11 protein-coding genes and 1 pseudogene are annotated in these 17,192 nt (G+C 65.6%); 2 read left to right on the top strand and 10 right to left on the bottom strand.

The genetic code is table 11. The annotated features are described in order from the left end of the window. Positions 1-2: 2 nt before the first annotated feature. Positions 3-695, bottom strand: a complete 693-nt coding sequence (locus tag ABH915_RS10650) for a histidine phosphatase family protein (RefSeq protein ID WP_370120856.1) — start codon at positions 693-695, stop codon at positions 3-5. Between the two features lie 203 nt (positions 696-898). On the opposite strand from ABH915_RS10650, the gene ABH915_RS10655 reads away from it, so the two are divergent. Beyond that, positions 899-2,011, top strand: a complete 1,113-nt coding sequence (locus ABH915_RS10655) for an FAD-dependent oxidoreductase (RefSeq protein ID WP_370120858.1) — start codon at positions 899-901, stop codon at positions 2,009-2,011. A 3-nt stretch (positions 2,012-2,014) separates the two neighbouring features. Here ABH915_RS10655 and ABH915_RS10660 read toward each other — a convergent pair whose 3' ends face one another. From ABH915_RS10660 to ABH915_RS10690, 7 genes and pseudogenes are all read right to left on the bottom strand, one after another. Then, positions 2,015-3,646 carry an MFS transporter gene (locus ABH915_RS10660; RefSeq protein ID WP_370120861.1) on the bottom strand — a complete coding sequence of 544 codons (1,632 nt, stop codon included), beginning with the start codon at positions 3,644-3,646 and terminating at the stop codon, positions 2,015-2,017. A 387-nt stretch (positions 3,647-4,033) separates the two neighbouring features. After that, entirely contained in the window at positions 4,034-5,440 is a 1,407-nt protein-coding gene (locus tag ABH915_RS10665) for an FAD-binding oxidoreductase (RefSeq protein ID WP_370120864.1), read from the bottom strand. Positions 5,441-5,515: 75 nt separating this feature from the next. Next, positions 5,516-8,782, bottom strand: a complete 3,267-nt coding sequence (locus tag ABH915_RS10670) for a BTAD domain-containing putative transcriptional regulator (RefSeq protein WP_370120867.1) — start codon at positions 8,780-8,782, stop codon at positions 5,516-5,518. A 361-nt stretch (positions 8,783-9,143) separates the two neighbouring features. Beyond that, positions 9,144-9,467, bottom strand: a complete 324-nt coding sequence (locus ABH915_RS10675; protein ID WP_370124987.1) for an amidohydrolase family protein — start codon at positions 9,465-9,467, stop codon at positions 9,144-9,146. A gap of 16 nt (positions 9,468-9,483) precedes the next feature. Beyond that, positions 9,484-10,776: pseudogene (locus tag ABH915_RS10680) on the bottom strand (amidohydrolase); the annotation flags it as partial. A 198-nt stretch (positions 10,777-10,974) separates the two neighbouring features. Next, positions 10,975-11,886: a carbon-nitrogen hydrolase family protein gene (locus tag ABH915_RS10685; RefSeq protein ID WP_370120870.1), complete on the bottom strand. Its 912-nt coding sequence runs from the start codon at positions 11,884-11,886 to the stop codon at positions 10,975-10,977. Then, the gene (locus ABH915_RS10690) at positions 11,887-13,437 is read right to left on the bottom strand and encodes an APC family permease (RefSeq protein WP_370120873.1); all 1,551 of its coding nucleotides are present in this window, start codon (positions 13,435-13,437) and stop codon (positions 11,887-11,889) included. Between the two features lie 110 nt (positions 13,438-13,547). Between ABH915_RS10690 and ABH915_RS10695 the strand changes: the two genes are divergently transcribed. Further along, a complete protein-coding gene (locus tag ABH915_RS10695; RefSeq protein ID WP_370120875.1) occupies positions 13,548-14,192 on the top strand; it encodes a TetR/AcrR family transcriptional regulator in 645 nt (214 codons plus the stop codon). Positions 14,193-14,299: 107 nt separating this feature from the next. Here ABH915_RS10695 and ABH915_RS10700 read toward each other — a convergent pair whose 3' ends face one another. Both ABH915_RS10700 and ABH915_RS10705 read right to left on the bottom strand, forming a co-directional pair. Continuing rightward, positions 14,300-15,673 (bottom strand): aspartate aminotransferase family protein, encoded by a 1,374-nt coding sequence (locus tag ABH915_RS10700; RefSeq protein ID WP_370120878.1) that lies wholly within the window; start codon positions 15,671-15,673, stop codon positions 14,300-14,302. Between the two features lie 28 nt (positions 15,674-15,701). Then, complete coding sequence (locus ABH915_RS10705) at positions 15,702-17,189, bottom strand: CoA-acylating methylmalonate-semialdehyde dehydrogenase (RefSeq protein ID WP_370120881.1); 1,488 nt, start codon at positions 17,187-17,189, stop codon at positions 15,702-15,704. Positions 17,190-17,192 lie beyond the last annotated feature (3 nt).

Genomic DNA, 17,192 nt, shown 5'->3' on the forward strand with positions numbered 1-17,192 from the left:
GTTCATGGCGCCTTTTGCCCCCCACCGCCGCCCACCGGCGCGTCGCCAGAGTGGATGCCGTTCGACAGCCACGACAGATCACCCGCGTCGGTGTTGGTCGCGTAAACGCTCGGCCGACTAGCGCCGTAGCGCACGATCGATACGGAGGCGGGCCCCACGTTTATACGCTGGAACAGGTCAAGGTGCATGCCGAGCGCGTCGGCGAGGATTGACTTGATGATGTCACCGTGACTCACCGCCACCCACACGGCCCCTGGCCCGTACTCGGCTTCGAAGGCTGCATCGTGGCGTCGAATCGCTGCCACCGACCGAGCCTGCATCGCGGCCATGGATTCACCGCCGGGAAAGACGACGGCGGACGGTTGCGACTGCACAACGGGCCACAAATCCTCGGTCGCGAGATCACTGAGCGTGCGGCCCTCCCACTGGCCGTAATCGCACTCGGTGAGATCGGGATCGACCGGCGCGTACGGCGAGCCAGCCTGGCGATCGAGGATGAGCTGGGCGGTCTGCTGACAACGCTCAAGAGGGCTCGACACCACACCGACTACTGGCACGGCCGCGAGCCGGTCTCCGGTCAGAGCCGCCTGGTCGCGCCCGATCTGGTCCAGGCTGACGCCGACGGCCCGACCGGCAAGCAATCCAGTGGCATTGGCTGTGGTGCGGCCGTGCCGCACGAGAATAACTGTCGCCATCCACCCAGCCTAACCACCCGCTCGATGGCGGTGTGAACCGTACCGGGTCGCGCGTCGAACAGGCAGCTAATGCACTGGCGGAAGAGTGTGGACAATGTCCGCGCTCTGGGTTTCGGATCGGGCCGGTGCGATCCAAATTGGGTCCGCCGCGGGATCGCCAGCAGTGCGGACTTGCCTCCGGTGTTGAGTGCTTGAATGGGGGCATGGTGGATCGCAGCGTACTGGTCTCCGGCGGCGGGATTGCCGGCTCGACCGCCGCGTACTGGCTGGAGAAGGCTGGCTGGTCGGTCACGATCGTGGAAAGAGCGGCCGACACACGATTCAGCGGCAACCCTATCGACGTACGCGGAGCAGCGGTCGCGATTGCACGGCAAATGGGCATCTGGCCGCGCCTGGAGGAGGCTGCCACCGGTGTCGAACGCCTGGTCTTCGTCGACGCGGACGGGCGGCCACAGGCCACAATCCGCACGCGCCGACGCGTCGACCGCCATCAGGAGGTCGAGGTCGCCCGCAATGAACTCATCGGCCTGTTGTTCGACAAGGCCCGGGAGACAAGTCTCATCATCCCGGACGACTCGATCGCTGCCTTGCACCAAGACGGCGGCGGAATCGACGTCGAGTTTCAGCGGACCCCTTCCCGTCGCTTCGACCTGGTCGTGGGAGCCGACGGACTCCACTCCACCGTTCGGCGCCTGGCATTCGGCCCCGAGGAACGTTTTTCCCGCCCTTTCGGCATGTTCGTGGGCACCGTGCGCGCCCCTGTGCCGGTCGCGGACCCGCGCACCGTGCTGTTGTACAACGAACCGGGAACCTCCTTGACCATCCATCCGGCGGGTGGGAAGCCCGGTTTCGCATTTATCTTCCGTGGGCAGCACGATTTCGACTACCGCGATGCGGAACAAGGAAGAAGCCTCGTCGAGTCCACCTACGCCGGCGGCGGATGGCTCACCACGCTCGCGCTCGAGGAATGGGGTGCGTCCGGCGATAGGTACTTCGACGCCGTCTCCCGCGTGGACATACCGCAGTGGAGTGCCGGCCGCGTGGTGCTGCTCGGTGACGCGGCGAGTTGCATCTCGCTGTTCGGTGAAGGCTCCAGCAGCGCGATCGTTGGAGCCAAGACCCTCGCCGACGCGATTGCCGCCCATCCGGGCGACCACACCGCTGCTTTCGCCGGATATGAACACAGGCACCGCCAACACGTCCGACCGCTACTACGGGGCGCCGGCATCGCATCGCGCCTCCTCGTACCCAACACCCGATCGGGCATCGCGATGCGCAATGCGGTGTTGAACGCGGCCGTGCTTGCGAGCCGTTGAGGATCACGGCGCCCGTTGGGAGTCCTGCTTGGTTTGGGTGCCGGGTTGAATGGTTGGTATGCCGCGGGTGAAGACCAGGGCGAGCAGTGTGATCAGGGCAAGGATGGAGATGGCGGCGCGTAACCCTTGGATCTGGCTGTCCGCGTTCGCCTCCGAGACCGCGTCGATAGTCGCGGAGGGAACGTTCGCGGCAGTGAGCGCGGCCCTCAGGTCCGCGTCGGAAACGAACGGAACCCCATCCGCGAGCTGTACTTGCGCCTGCGACTCAAGGGTGGCCGGGATTTCCGGGTTGTCGTGGATGATCGCGAAGAACGAGGCACTGAGCGCGGAGATGAGCACAGCGCCGGCTAGCGCGGTCCCGATCGAGGCGCCGAGCTGGGTGCCGGTGTTCTGCAGACCGCCGACCTCACCGCTTTGTTCGTCAGGCACGGCGGACACGGTGACGCTGCCGAGCTGGGAGGCCATCGCTCCCAGTCCGGAACCCGCGAGCAGCAGCGGCCAGGTCACGATCTCTGGACCCGCGCCGACTTCGAGCAGTGCGACCAGGAGCACCAGGCCGGTGAACAGGGCGACGAAGCCGGCGTTGACGACACGTCGTGGCGAAGCGTCCGGGCGCAGTTTCGGTATGCCTATGGCGAAGATCAGCAGAGTCAGCGAAAGAGGCAGCAGGCGCACTCCGGTCTCGATCGCCGAAAGCCCGAGCGCCACGGACAAGAACAGTGGGACGACGAAGAAAGTGCCTGCTTGGACGAGGTACATGAACAGGAAGGAGGTGACGCCGCTGCGCAGCTGGAGGTTGCGGAGCATCGCGGGGTCGATGAGCGCGCCCTCACCGCGTGCGATGCGCCGGTTCTCCCACGCCATGAAAAGGGCCAGGACCACACCGCCGCCGAGGATGAGCCAGATGACCGGAGACAGCCCGAGCCACTCCGGCGCGTTGGGTTTGGGCTGCACGAACCCCCACGACCCCGAGAGGAGGATGCCCATGACGATCAAAGTGAGACCGAGCGCCGACAGCACCGTGCCCACGAGGTCGAGGCGGACACCCTCCGCAGCGGGTGTGTCGTTAACGCGCCGCGCGAGCAGCAGGATGACGACCACGATGAGGACCTCGCCGGCGAACACCCAGCGCCACGATGCGTAGGTGGTGAACGCGCCGCCGATCAGCGGGCCGAGTGCCGCCGCGATGGCGCCGGCGGCGGCGACCAGCCCGTAGGCACGCGGCCGTTCGGGCTTGCCGAAGTTCGACGCGACGAGCGCCACGATCGCCGGCATGATCAGTACGGCTCCCAGACCCTCCAGGAATGACCAGCCGATGATCAGCACGGTCAGGTTCGGGGCCAGTGCCGTCGTCAACGATCCGCAGGAATATACGACGCACCCGATCGCGAACGCCCGCTTCCGGCCGATGATCTCGCCGATCTTGCCGCCCGTAATCATCAACGACGCCATCACCAGCGTGTAGAGCGTGATCGCCGTCTGGATGCCGGTCACCGTGGTCCCGAGGTCGCTGGCCACCGTCGCGATCGCCGTGTTCATCACGGTGGTGTCCAGGGCCATCACGAACTGCCCCATCGCCAACGTCAACAGCACGACCCCGGCTGCACCCACTTGCCGCTCAGCCACGTCGCTCACAGGCCCTCACTCTCCGCCGGACGAACCGCATCCAGGACTTGATGTTGCCTGCCGATGCGCGCGGACCGCAGGTTCTACCGAATAGACACTGAGTCGGCACGGTCGAGGCAGTCGGTGATAACCGTGTGGCCAAACCACACCGCCCCAATCATCCATGGGGCCAGCATGGCACCCGTCCTGGATATCCGGCTCATCCAGAACGGACGATCTATGCGATGGAGACGTCTCAGCAACCGGACGGGCGAAGCTCATTCGGGTCTCCTTTCCCGCGGCCACTGACCGGCGGGGCCGGTCAGTTGCCGCGGGATTCGAGGTGCCTCTGGCGCGGGCTGTCAGGTTGCTTCCCGGTCCTCGGTCGATCATCCACTTCTCACGCAGGCTGTGCTGTCACACCGTGGGGGCGATGTTCTGGTTCAACCGGAATAGATTGGTGGGGTCGTATTCGTTCTTCAGTTCCACGAGCCGCCGGTATGTATCCGCCGGGTACGACGCCCGGACGAGCGCCGTATTCGCTTCACCTGTGAAATTGACGTAGGCCGCTGCATCCGGACCGAGCGCGGACGTCACGCCCCGGGCCCATTCGACGACATCCGCGAAGCCTTCCGCCGTCGGCGTGCGTGCAATAACGTTGACGATGAATTCCTGATCACGGAGTGCGAAGGCCGTTGCTTCGGCAGGAACCCGTCCGACCGCGCCGCCAAGGTGGTGCACGTGAATCTCCGTCATGGCGTTGGGCGATGCTACAAACGAGTCCAGCAGCACGCGCACGGACGCGTCGTCGGCGACGCGCAGAAATGCCGAGCGGAAATAGTTGTGCACGCCCCGCGGGTACAGCGGATCGAGCGCCTGCTGCCATCCCGCGTACGGGTGGGCGGCGAACACATCGGCGATGACCGTGCCCAAAGACCGGAAGGGCGCGGTGGCGGCCTCGCCGGCATCTGGGTCGCCGGTCCAACACCCTCCCACAGCGATGACCGGCTTGCCGTGCACCGATTCTGGCAGGAACGGGACCGGCGGCGCCGTGGTCATGTTGACCAGCGTGGTCAGCTCATCGGGGGCCGCCGCGCAGGCCGCTCGATAGCCTCGCAACACCTGCTCCGCCTCTTCTCCGGGGTAGAAGACCAGGCCGGAAAGGACGGTGGGCCCCACGTCGTGCAATTGATAGTCGAAGGACGTCACCACACCGAAATTGCCGCCGCCGCCGCGCAGTCCCCAGAACAAATCGGGGTGCTCGTCGGCACTGGCGTGAATGAACTGCCCGTCAGCGGTCACGACGTCGGCGCCGACCAGATTGTCGCTGGCCAGCCCGTGCTTGCGCACGAGCCAGCCGATGCCGCCGCCTGTGGTGAAGCCGGCGATGCCGGTCGAGGACACCAGGCCACCGGTCACCGCAAGCCCGAATTGCTGGGTCTCTGCATCCAGATCCTTCCAAGTACACCCTGCCTGTGCCGTCACGCGGCGGCGGGCAGGGTCCACCTGGACCCCCTTCATCAGCGAAAGGTCCAGCACGATACCGTCGTCGACGGTGGAAAACCCGGGGATCGAATGGCCACCGCCGCGAACCGACAACGGCAACCCCTCACTGCGCGCGAGATCGACCGTGCGGATCACATCCGCCACACCCGCACAGCGTGCGATGAGCGTCGGGCGGCGGTCGTGGGCCCCGTTCCAGATGCTGCGTTCGTGGTCGTAGTCCGCGTCCCCTGGCAGGACGACAGTGCCGCGCAGGCCGGCGGCGAACTCGGCGATGGTGGCCTCACCGATGCGGGTCGGCCTAGTCTGCGTCGTTGTCACGATGCGTTCCTCCTGATTGCTGTCTGTTTGTCAGATCCATTTGTCAGATCCAGGAAAAACGCTAGTGAACCGTCCTCAACGGGCACTCAACGCCGTCTCAACATCATCATCGGAGTCCCGCCTACGCAGTGCGGCGAGCCGCTGACCGGCGATGAGGCATCTCGTTCGGTCGAAAATCGCCCCAGCCCTGTCAATTTCGCGGGCCGCCCGATGTGGGTCGCCGAGCTCGTTGGATAGCTCTGCCACCATCAACCGTTGCCAGCCGGTGTGTCGCCGCCATGGGGCGACCTTTTCCGCTGCCTGCCTGTACATTTCCCGGGCTGCCCGGACCTCCCCGGAGATCAGTTCGGCAGCACCGAGAATGGTCAGCGTGGCGCCCATCCCCACCTGATCTCCCGCGGACTCGAACCCCGAAAGGCAACGCCGAGCGTCTGTCAGGCCACGGTCGATATCACCACCCATGGCGCGGAGCAGGGCGATATTAATCTCGGACAGCAGCTCGCCGCGTCGGTCGCCGAGGCCAAGCCGAAGCTCCCGCGCCAAGGACAGGGCCTCATGGGCCGCGCTGTGGTCGCCACAGTCGCGCAGAATGCAGCCAAGTTGGTGAAGTGTTTGCGCCCTAGCCAAGTCATCTCCTAACTCGGCGAAATGTTCGGCTGCATCCGTGATGACGGATATCGCAGACTGCGTGTCTCTCGAAAGCCTGGCCGCGTAGCCGATTGCGGACAGCACGTAGCCTTTGGCTTGGATGACGCCAACCCGCCGGCCCAACAGCAGGGTCTCCTCGACGCAGGGGACCAACCGGCCGGCGATCGGGATCAGTTGCAGGCTGGGCGTGATCACCGGCAGGAAGGGTGGAGTGCTGGTCTCAGACTGTGCGAGTTCGCTCAGGCACGTGTTTAGGTGACGGGCGGCGAGTGGTCCGTCCTCCCGGGACAACGCGCACTGGCCGAGCAGCCAACTGCTGGCAGCGCAATGTTCGGGTCTGCCACCCTCGACTGACTCGGTGTGCACTTCGGCTGCCAGCTGTTCGGCCTCGTCCAAGTCAAAAGTGCTCCAGGCGAGCGAGGTCTCAATGAGCCGGGCCATCGTCACCTCGTCGGGGTTGCCGATCTCCCGCACAATTGCCAGGGCCTCCGCGCCGAGCGCCCGATGCCGATCGCCGCGGCCCTGTCGGCTGTCCAGCCCGGTCAGGCCGATCAGAGCAGCCGCGCGAGGCCGGGTCGGCTCGGGAGCCACCGCCAAGGCACGTTCGACCCAACGTGCTCCCTCGACCGCGTGACCGCGGAGGAACCAGAACCGCCACAGGCTGGCGGCGAGCCGGAGCGCGGTCTCGGGCTCGTGGGCGCACGACCAGCGCAACGCAGCGCGCAGGTTGTCGTGCTCGCGGTCGAGCAACTTCGGCTGTTCGATGACCACCCCGGTGGCCCGTTCCGGATTGTGGGATTCGGCGACGGCAAGGAAGTAGGCGCAATGCGCAGCGGCCAGTTGAGCCGCCTCACCTGCATGCTCGAGATTCTCGAGGCCAAACTGGCGGACCGTCTCCAATTGCCGGTATCGGGTCCCGGCGCCCGTCCTTTCGGCGACCACCAAAGACTTGTCCACCAGCTTGGCCAACAGGTCGAGCAGTTCGATCTGCTGGAGGGGCGCGTCAGCGCAGACTGCTACCACGGCGTCGAGGGTGAAACCACCCGCGAACACAGACAGCCGGCGCAGCAGAACCTGCTCCGGTTTGGTGAGCAGTTCGTGACTCCATTCCAAGGTGCCACGCAGCGTCTGGTGCCGCGTGACGCCGCTGGTTCCCCCGCCGAGCATGGACAGAGCATCGCCCAATCCCTGGACGATCTCGGCGGGTTCGAGTACGGCCGCCCTGGCCGCGGCCAATTCCAGGGCCAGCGGCATCCCGTCGAGCCGTCGGCACAACTCTGTCACCCCCTGCGCGTTGTCGGCGTCGAGCGCGAAACCCGGCCGGACCTGCGCTGCCCGCTCAACGAAAAGCCGGACAGAGGGCAGCTGGCCCAGCACGGCCAGGTCGAGAGCGTCGGTCCGCAGGGGAGAGGGCAGGGGCAATGACGGCACCCGGTAGGTGTACTCCCCGTCGGCATGGAGTGGCTCCCGGCTGGTGGCCAGCACTTTAACCCCGGGGGAGCCGTCAAGTAGCGCGACGACGAGTTGCGCACAGGCCGCCAGCAAGTGTTCGCAGTTGTCCAGCACGAGGAGCAGCGAGCGTCGCCGCAGTTGGTCGACCAGCGTTTGCACGCGGCTTGGTGCCGCGCCGGAATCCAACCCGAGGACCTCGGCTACGGCATCTGCCACCAGCAGCGATTCCCCAACGGCCGCGAGGTCGACGAACCAGACTCCGTCCACGTACTCAGGACGAACTGTCTTCGCGGCCTCCAATGCCAGTCTGGTCTTGCCGCTGCCGCCAGCCCCGGTGAGGGTGAGCAGGCGGGCATGGCCCAACAGGCGTTCGACGTCAACGAGTTCACGCTCGCGCCCGATGAAGCTTGTCAACGGGGATGGCAGGTAACCGATGGCATCGTCTCGGCCGGTCACGCCGGCGGGCTGGTGGAGGCGTTCCTCGGGCGGCGAACCGGTCAACAACTCGCGAAACAGTGCCATTGTCCGGGTGTCCGGGTCGGTCCCGAACGCGTCGAGGAGTTCGTCGACCAGCCGCTCGTATCGTGCCAATGCTTCCGACCGCCGGCCCATCCCAGCCAGCAACAGCATCTGCGCGCGCACGGCTCCCTCGTGGACGGGATCGGATTCGAGCGCATGGGTGAGGATGACCAGCGCTTCCTCCGGCGCGCGCTGCGCCACCGCCGACCCCAGTTTCACCAGTACTTCGCGATGGATTTCCCGGAGCTCATCGCGGCGTGTCGTCAGCCAGTCCGCATCCGGCAGCTCCGGCAGAAGATCACCACTGTACAAGTCGGCCGCATCGCGCAGGCTTGCCTCGTCACCTGCAGCCAACGCTGCCACGGCCGAACGCTCGAACTGCAGGACATCGACATCGACCGGTCCAGTGTCATCCAGCACGACGACTTCACCGCGGATGGCGAGCAGCCCGTCGCTGCCGGCTCCAGCGCTGGCGAGCGCACGGCGAGCGACGTACAGGGTCTGATGCAGATTCCGTGCGGCGGCCACCGGCTCCATGTCAGGCCACAAGCGATCCAGTACCTGCTCGCGACGGCCACGCTGACCACGCGCCAGCGCCAGCATTGCCACCACGGCCTTTGCCTTCTGCAGCCGCCAGCGGCTGTTCTCGACGGCGTTCCCGTTGACGTACACGATGAACGAGCCAAGAAGCTGGATGCGCAACCCACTTTGGGTAGGCTTCATGGTTCTTCAGTATCCGCCCGCCAACCGGCGTTGTCGAACAACGAAATTTCCCGCACACGCCCTGCCTTGGCGCCCTCTGTGAGCGCCCCATCACGAGCAAGTAAACCACCGGAACCACAGCAGCCAACCGCCCTCGTCCGGCTCGATTCCGACAACCACCGCCGCCGGCACACTGCCCGGGGAAGTCGCCAAACCGGCACCTGCCCCCTGGCGGTGACCCCGGGACTGGTGCACAGCTGCCGGGCGAAATGGTCGAGGATGCGCTCGGCCTCGCTTAATGCCTGCGGGTGTCGGGCTGGGACGGAACGCGGACAGGGATCCGTCTATGGTTGTTGGCGGACCCCTGGGCGGTGACGGCGGCCTATTCTTGGCGGCTGAAGACAGTTTCTCCACCCACCCAGGTCGATTCGATCGGGAGGTCAATGAGCTCGTCGGCTGAAACCAGAAGGGGATCGTCGGCCCATATCGCGAGGTCCGCCCTGTTCCCGGGCCGGATTCTTCCCTGGTCGTGGTCTCCTTGGGCTTCGGCGGCCCAAACCGAGAAGCCCTTGAGCGCTTCGAGCGCCGTCAACCTTTGTGAGGGTTCGAAGACATGCGCATCGGTCCGGCCCGGGATTCGGCGCAGGCGTGCCCATGCCGATGCGCGCGTCGTACTGGGCCACGGGCCAATCCGAGCCCAGCGCAACCGGAGCGCCCGAATCTATGACGTCACGGATCCTCCAGGCCCGTTTCGATCGCTCGGCCCCCAGACGACTGGACCAAGAATCGGATCCGTCCGCCTTTCGCCACTGCATGTGCAACGGCTGCATCGATGCCGTGACGCCTGCCGCGGAAAGACGTGAAAGGTCCCTGTCCGCAAGGCACTCCAGGTGCTCGATCCGGTGCGGGGCTCCCCGCCGGGATCGCACGCCGGCCGAGACGTATGCGTCGATCGCAGCACCGATGGCTCGATCACCGATAGCGTGCGTCGCGATTTGGAATCCTGCGTCGCTATAGTTTTTGACGGTTGCAGCATAGTCGGCCGGATCGGGCCAGAATGATTTCACTCCGCCGCCCATCGTGTCCGGTTCATAGAGCCAGCCGGTTCCCGTATCGATTACACCGTCGAGTAAGAGCTTGACGAGTCCGCCGCGCCAGCGATGACCCCGTCGGTCCTTCGACAAGACGTAAGACCGTGCTTCTTCAGCAGTCAGGCCGGGCCGATGCTCGAGTGCGGAAACCAGCCTGACGGGCAAGCCCGATCCGGTGCTGTCGATGTTGTCGATGAAATCGAGCGAAGCAAGGTCACCGTCCATGATCGTTCCTGAGGTGATGCCGGTTCTCGACAAGCAGGAGATCAGCTCCCGTGCCCTCTCAACGGACTGCGCTGCAGAAAGAGCCGGCGCGGTGGATGCAACCAAGTCGTAGGCAGTGGATTCCCGCAACTCCCCGGTGGGGTTGCCGGCGTCGTCAACAACTATCTCTGAATTGTCGCAAAACCGGCGCCCACCTGTGATGCCGCTCAGTCCCAGAGCTTTCCTGCTCGCCAGTGCGGTATGAAGATCAAACAGGAGAATGTACGCCGGCAGGCCGTAGACCGACTCTTCAATCAGGTCAGCGGATATTCGCCTGCCTTCAAAGATGCCGTAGTCAAGGTTCCATCCCCGGACCCACCCCGCCGGATTCTCTGCAAGCACCCTGGCTGCTTCGGTGCGCAGGACGGCGAGGAAACCGTCGAACGTTGACACTGGGCCGAAATCGACGCCGACCGTGATTTCCGAACCTTGGATGGGGTGAATGTGTCCGTCGATGAGTCCCGGCGTAATGGTTTGGCCCTTGGCATCGTGCACTCGGGTTCGTGGACCGCGGTGCTCGCCAAGTAGGTGGTTGCCGCCAGCGGCGAGGATCCTGCCGTTCGCGATGACGATGGTGCTGGCGGATGGTTGTTTTGGATCCAGGGTGTGCACCCCGGCATTAACGATGACAGTGTCCGCGGATTTGAGGTTATTGGGCATCAGACTTCCCGTGATCTTGAATGTTGGGCACGCGCCTAGAGTGTCGGCGGCAAGGGTCGGGCGGCTTCACAGCGGCCGACAGTTGGCGGGTGCGGATGAGATCGTGCTGTCGATGGTCGTTTCTGGCAACGAGTGCGTACCTCCGGGGCCGGAGGTACGCACTCGTTGTGGTGGGGGTGCGGCCGTGGAAGGAAGCGGTCAGGCCCCTGAAGTGCTGAGCTGGTTCACGTGTGAATCCTCCGGGTCCGGGGTGCTCCACGCCGGGGGTTGGAAGTGTGCGCCGCCGTACATCGGGTAACGGAGGATTCCTTCCTGGTCGTGGAGTTGAGCCCAGGGCCGGTTGATGCCGTGGGTTCCGTAGCGGCGGACCTGGGTCACCCGGTCGAGGTCCAGGACGCCGAAGAGGATTTCCTCGCCTCCTCTGGCCTGCTGCATGATGGTGCCCTCCGGGTCCACGATGACGCTTTCTCCGACTGCTGATGGGTCGGCGCCGTTGACGTTGACGATGTACACCTGGTTTGCGAAGGCGTTGGCCCGTGACATCACGATTTCCATTTCCCTGTCACGGGTCGTGGTGAGGGTCGGCTGGATGATGACTTCCGCTCCGAGCCATGCCAGTTGCCGGGCGACCTCGGGAAAGCTTCCATCGAAGCAGATGGCGAGGCCTACGCGTCCCCGGCCGGGGATGTCGAAGGTCACGAACGAGTCGCCCGGCGTCGTTGTTTCGAACGGGCGCCAGGGAAAGAGCTTCCGGTACCGGGCCACGATCTCGCCGTCGGGGGAAACAGCGATTGCCGTGTTGTAGGTGTTGCCGCCGTCGGTTTCCAGCAGGGAACCGGGCACGAGCCAGACCCCCAGGCGGCGGGCCAGGTCCGCGATCCGGTCGGTGAGCACGCTGGGGATGGGGCCGGCGGAGCGGGTTTCGCCCTCAGGGTCGGGGATCAGGAATTCCCCGGGTGCTGCGAGCAGAAGTTCTGGTGCAACGATGATGTCGACCTCAGGACCGAGCTCTTTGGCGGTTTCGGCCTGGGCAGCGAAGCGTTCCCAGGTTGCTTCGACGTCGTACGGCACAGGTTTCGTTTGGATTGCTGCAATGGATAGGACGCGCATTTATGCCTCGGTTTCGCTGCTCAGGATGGATTGCAGTTCTTTGCGGGTGGAGAAAGTTCCCTGGGGGATCGTTTGCCCGGCGAAGTAGGGCCGGAGCCTGGGGCGGATGATGGCGATGACCAGGACGCCCAGGGCGAGGGCGCCGATGCCGATCCAGAACACCGTTCCGATACCGAGCCAGGAGAGCCCGGCATAGTCGGGGGACAACATGTCAACGGCGCTGTAGGCAAACGCTCCCGTCATCAGGAGGGCGCCCAGGCCAGGAAGGATGCCCTTGATGACAAGGGCAGAGGTGGAGGTGCGCATTTGGGGAGCGAAATAGACGACACAGGCCAGCGCCGTCGCGGCATAGTAGGCGGCGATCATCAGGCCGACTGAAAGAATAGCCAGGCCGATGAAGTCGGCGCTGATCGCTGTCAGAACTACTGTCACGGCAATGCTCAGGAGCGCCCACCAAACGATTGACGTGGCGGGTGTCCCTCTGGAGGGGTGCATCTTCGTGGTGGCAGCGGGCAGTGCGCCGTAGGTTCCCATGCTGAGCCAGGACCGGGGGTTGCTGATCGCGACGGTCATCAGCGCCGCCAATGCCGAGATGCCGACGGCGAGAATGATGACCTGCCCGAAGAGGCCACCGGTGGCCTGGGGGCCGAGCACGGACAGCACGTCCGAGACGGTTTCAGGATCCGTGATGCCGGCGGTTCCGGCAAATCCGACGGCGGCCGTCGCGGTCACGACGTAGAAGAACAGAAGGATCACGGTGGTGATGACCACGGCCCGCCCGGGTGTTCCCTTGCGGTCGGTCGTTTCCTCATTGACCGCTATCAGCGCGTCCCAGCCCCAGTAGATGAACAGGCACAGGATGACGCCGTGGACCAGGCCGGAGAGATCGCCGGAGGCAAAGGGGTTGAACCAGTCCAGCCGTGGCTGCTCGGCACCTGCCGCCGCGGTCCCGGCGGCCATGGCGGTAAAGGCCCCGATGCAGAAACCGCCCAGGGCGACCAGCTGCAAGGCGATCAACGCGTATTGAAGCCACGCGGAGAGTTCGATTCCGCGGGCCGCCACGACGCCGCTCAGGGCGATCAGCCCGCACGCGATGGCCGCGACGATGACCGGTTGGGAGGCGGCCCAGCCGAGCCCCAAGAAGGTCAGAAGATACGTCGTGGCAACCTGCGCCAGGGCCGCGCTGGAGATGAAGGTGGCAATTTGGGGGACCCAGCCACCGAAGAACCAGCCCGACCACGGGCCGAAGACCCGGGAGATCCACACGAAAACCCCGCCGCAGTCCGGCATTTCCCGGTTGAGGTCCCGGAATGCGAAGGCCGTGAACAGGATAGGCACGAACCCCAGCAGGAACGCCGCGGGTGTGCTCGACCCGACCGCCAGGACAACGAAGCCCAAGGTCACCGCCAAGCTGTACGCCGGGGCCACCGCGGCGAGACCCAAGGCCACCGTGGGGCCGATGCCGATCGAGCCGGCCTTCAGTCCCTTGCTCGCAGCGGCAGCCGGAAGGGTGGGGGGTGTAACGGTGGGGGGTGGAAGGGGATGTGACACGGAGACTCCTCATCGAATCAAAGTTATTTGAATCACATTCAAATTTGAATACCATTCAATACGGGTCTAGACTCGCTGTCAATAGGCATCGGGCCGGGGGAGGAATGGCAATGGCGGACCTCAGCAAGAGGGAAGTGCGCCGGCGGGCGATTGCGGCGGCGGCACAGGCCGTCGCCGCCCGTGACGGTGCGGAAGCCGCGACGCTGCGGGCGATTGCGGCGGAGGCGGGCATGGCCCCAAACGCCGTGCTGTACTACTACGGAAGCCTTGCCGAAATCACCGCGGCAGCCGTCGAAGCCTCGTCCGCCAGATTCCTCGCACGGCTGGCGGAGGCAGCGGACCCCGCCATGAGCCCGACGGTCCGGCTCGCCGCAGTCATCAGTGCGGGCACCACGGCAGGACTGGAGGACGACACTTTCCGGATTCTTTACGAGTACTGGACCCATTCGATCAGGGACGCGGAGCACCGACGGATCCAAGCGGAACTCATCCGCACCCAGCAAGCGACGTACGAACAAATCATTGCCGACGGAATCCAGGCCGGTGAGTTCTTTCCCGTCCTGGAACCGGCGAAGATCGCACGGACCCTGGTGGCCCAGGAGGACGGGCTGGTCATGGATGTACTGGCCGGCACCGCCAGCAGCCAGGACGTGCTTGACCTGGTCGCCAGTCTCGCCTCGGCCCTTCTGGGCCTCGGCCACGACACGCTCCTCGACCACATCGGAAGTCTCGCCTTCTCCCGTTCCGGGCAATAGCGGCTGGATCGGGTCGGCAGTTGACGTCCATCTCCGAAGGCAGCGCCGGCATCACTTGTGGGCGCTCACGTGCAAGCTCCTGTCCGGCGCGAATGTCTCCGGAATCATCAGGTGGCGAACCCGTCCGCGATGTCCAGCGCGGTGTCCAGGATGGCCAGGCCTGTCTGGGTGTCTTCCACGCTGGTGTTGCAGGGCGGGACGACATGGATGCGGTTGAAGTTCGCGAACGGGAGCAGTCCGCGGGATTTGCAGGCCGCCACGAGCTGGTTCATTTCCGGGCTTGAGGCGCCGTACGGCGCGAGGGGCTCGCGGGTCTGCCGGTCCTTGACGAGTTCGATGGCCCAGAACACGCCCGTGCCGCGGACTTCCCCGACCGAGGCGTGGGTTTCGGCGAATCCGCGCAGGGCCGGGCCGATCACCGTCTCGCCGAGGGCTGCCGCGTGCTGGACGATCTGTTCGTTCTCCATCGCGTTAATGGTGGCCACGGCGGCAGCCGCCGCGAGCGGGTGGCCCGAGTAGGTCAGGCCGCCCGGGTAAACGCGCGTGCCGAACGTGGCGGCGATCTCCGGACTGATCGCCACGCCGCCCATCGGAACATAGCCGGAATTCACGCCCTTGGCGAAGGTCAGCAAGTCGGGGACGACGGCGAAGTGCTCGACGGCGAACCAGGTCCCGGTGCGGCCGAAGCCGGACATGACTTCGTCGGCGATGAAGACGATGCCGTGCCGTGTGCAGAGCTCCCGGACGCCCTGCAGGTATCCAGGAGGCGGCATGTAGATCCCGGCTGTGCCCGGGACGCCTTCCAGGATGAGGGCGGCGATGGTTGAAGGCCCCTCGAAGCTAATCAGCTGTTCCAGGTGTTCCAAGGCGCGCTGGCTTTCCTCCTCCTCGGTGGTGGAGTGGAAGGCGGTGCGGTACAAGTACGGCGGGAAGAAGTGCACGGTCCCGCTACTGGCGGTGTCGCTGGCCCAGCGGCGGGGGTCACCCGTGACGTTGATGGCCAGCTGGGTGCCGCCATGGTACGAGCGGTAGGCGGAGAGCACCTTGTGACGGCCCGTGTGCAGCCGGGCCATCCGGATCGCGTGCTCGTTGGCGTCGGCGCCGCCGTTGGTGAAGAAGATCTTGTCCAGTTCGCCGGGGGTGCGCCCGGCAATCAGACGGGCGGCTTCGGAGCGCGCGTCATTGACGTAACTCGGGGCGATCGTGCACAGCTTCGTGGCCTGGGCGGCGATCGCGGATACGACGGCGGGGTGCTGGTGGCCGATATTGGTGTTGACCAGCTGCGAGGAGAAGTCCAGGTACTTGTTGCCGTCGCCGTCCCAGACGTGGGATCCCTCGGCCGCGGAAATGACCATGGGGTCGATGAGGTCCTGGGCGGACCAGGAATGGAAGACGTGCCTGCGGTCCAGTTCGTAGGCGCGGCGTGCGGCGTCGGCAGTGTCGTGGACCGGTCGGATGCCGCTGTCGATTGTGGAGGTCATGGCAGTTGCCCTTCTCTTGACGTTCCGGTCACGCGTTCTGCGGGAAGCCGAGGTTGATGCCGCCGTGGCTCGGGTCCAGCCAGCGGGACGTGACGGCCTTGCCGCGGGTGAAGAATCCGACGCCTTCGGTGCCGTGGGCGTGGGTGTCGCCGAAGAGCGAGTTCTTCCAGCCGCCGAAGGAGTAGTAGGCCATTGGGACCGGCACCGGAACGTTGATGCCCACCATGCCGACCTCCACCTCGTTCTCGAAGCGGCGGGCCGCACCGCCGTCGTTCGTGAAGATCGCGGTGCCGTTGCCGTACGGGTTGGAATTGATCGTCTCGAGGGCCTGGTCGTAGCTGTCGACGCGGACCACGGAGAGGACCGGGCCGAAGATCTCATCGGTGTAGATGGACATGTCGGTGGTGACGTTGTCGAAGAGGGTCGGCCCGACGAAGAATCCCTCACCTTCGGCGTCGGCGGCGATGGCGCGGCCGTCGACGACGAGCGTGGCGCCGGCCGCTTCGCCGGCGTCGATGTAACCGGCCACCTTGTCCCGGTGCTGGGCCGTGACGAGCGGGCCCATGTCACAGCCGCGCAGGCCGTCGCCGGTGCGGATCGAGGTTGCTCGGCCGGCAATCTTGCGGACCAGTTCGTCCGCGATGTCGCCCACGGCGAGGAGCGCGGAGACGGCCATGCAGCGTTCGCCGGCGGAGCCGAAGCCTGCATTGATGGCGGCGTCGGCGGCGAGGTCGAGATCGGCGTCGGGCAGGACGATCATGTGGTTCTTGGCGCCGCCGAGGGCCTGGACGCGCTTGCCGTTGGCGGTGGCGGTCTCGTAGACGTACTTGGCGATCGGAGTGGATCCCACGAAGGAGACGGCCTTGATGTCCGGGTGGGTCAGCAGTGCATCGACGGCCACCTTGTCGCCGTGCAGGACGTTGAAGATGCCGTCCGGCAGCCCGGCTTCCTTCCACAGCTCGGCCATCCAGTTGGCGGCGGTCGGGTCCTTTTCGCTCGGCTTGATGACCACTGTGTTGCCCGCGGCAATGGCCAGGGGGAAGAACCACATGGGAACCATGGCCGGGAAATTGAACGGGCTGATGATGGCGACCGGGCCCAGGGCCTGGCGGACGGAATGGACGTCCACGTTGGTGGAGGCGTTCGCCGTGAAGCTGCCCTTAACCAGGTGCGGGATGCCGCAGGCAAATTCCACGACCTCCTGGCCGCGGGTGACCTCGCCCAGCGCATCGTCCAGGACCTTGCCGTGCTCTGATGTGATGATGGCCGCGAGTTCGTCCTTGCGGGTGTTCAGCAGCTCGCGGAATGCGAAGAGGATCTGGGTGCGGCGGGCGAGCGAGGTGTCGCGCCAGGCCGGGAAGGCGGCTTTGGCCGCGGCAACGGCGGCGTCGCTTTCAGCGACGCTGGCGAGCACAACCTGTCCGGTCACCTTTCCTGTGGCGGGGTTCGTGACGGGGGCTGTGCGGTCTCCGGCGGGGACATAAGTGCCGTTGATCCAGTGCTTGATCGTGTTCAAGGA

The organism is Arthrobacter sp. MW3 TE3886 (assembly GCF_041262145.1).
Classification (GTDB): domain Bacteria; phylum Actinomycetota; class Actinomycetes; order Actinomycetales; family Micrococcaceae; genus Arthrobacter.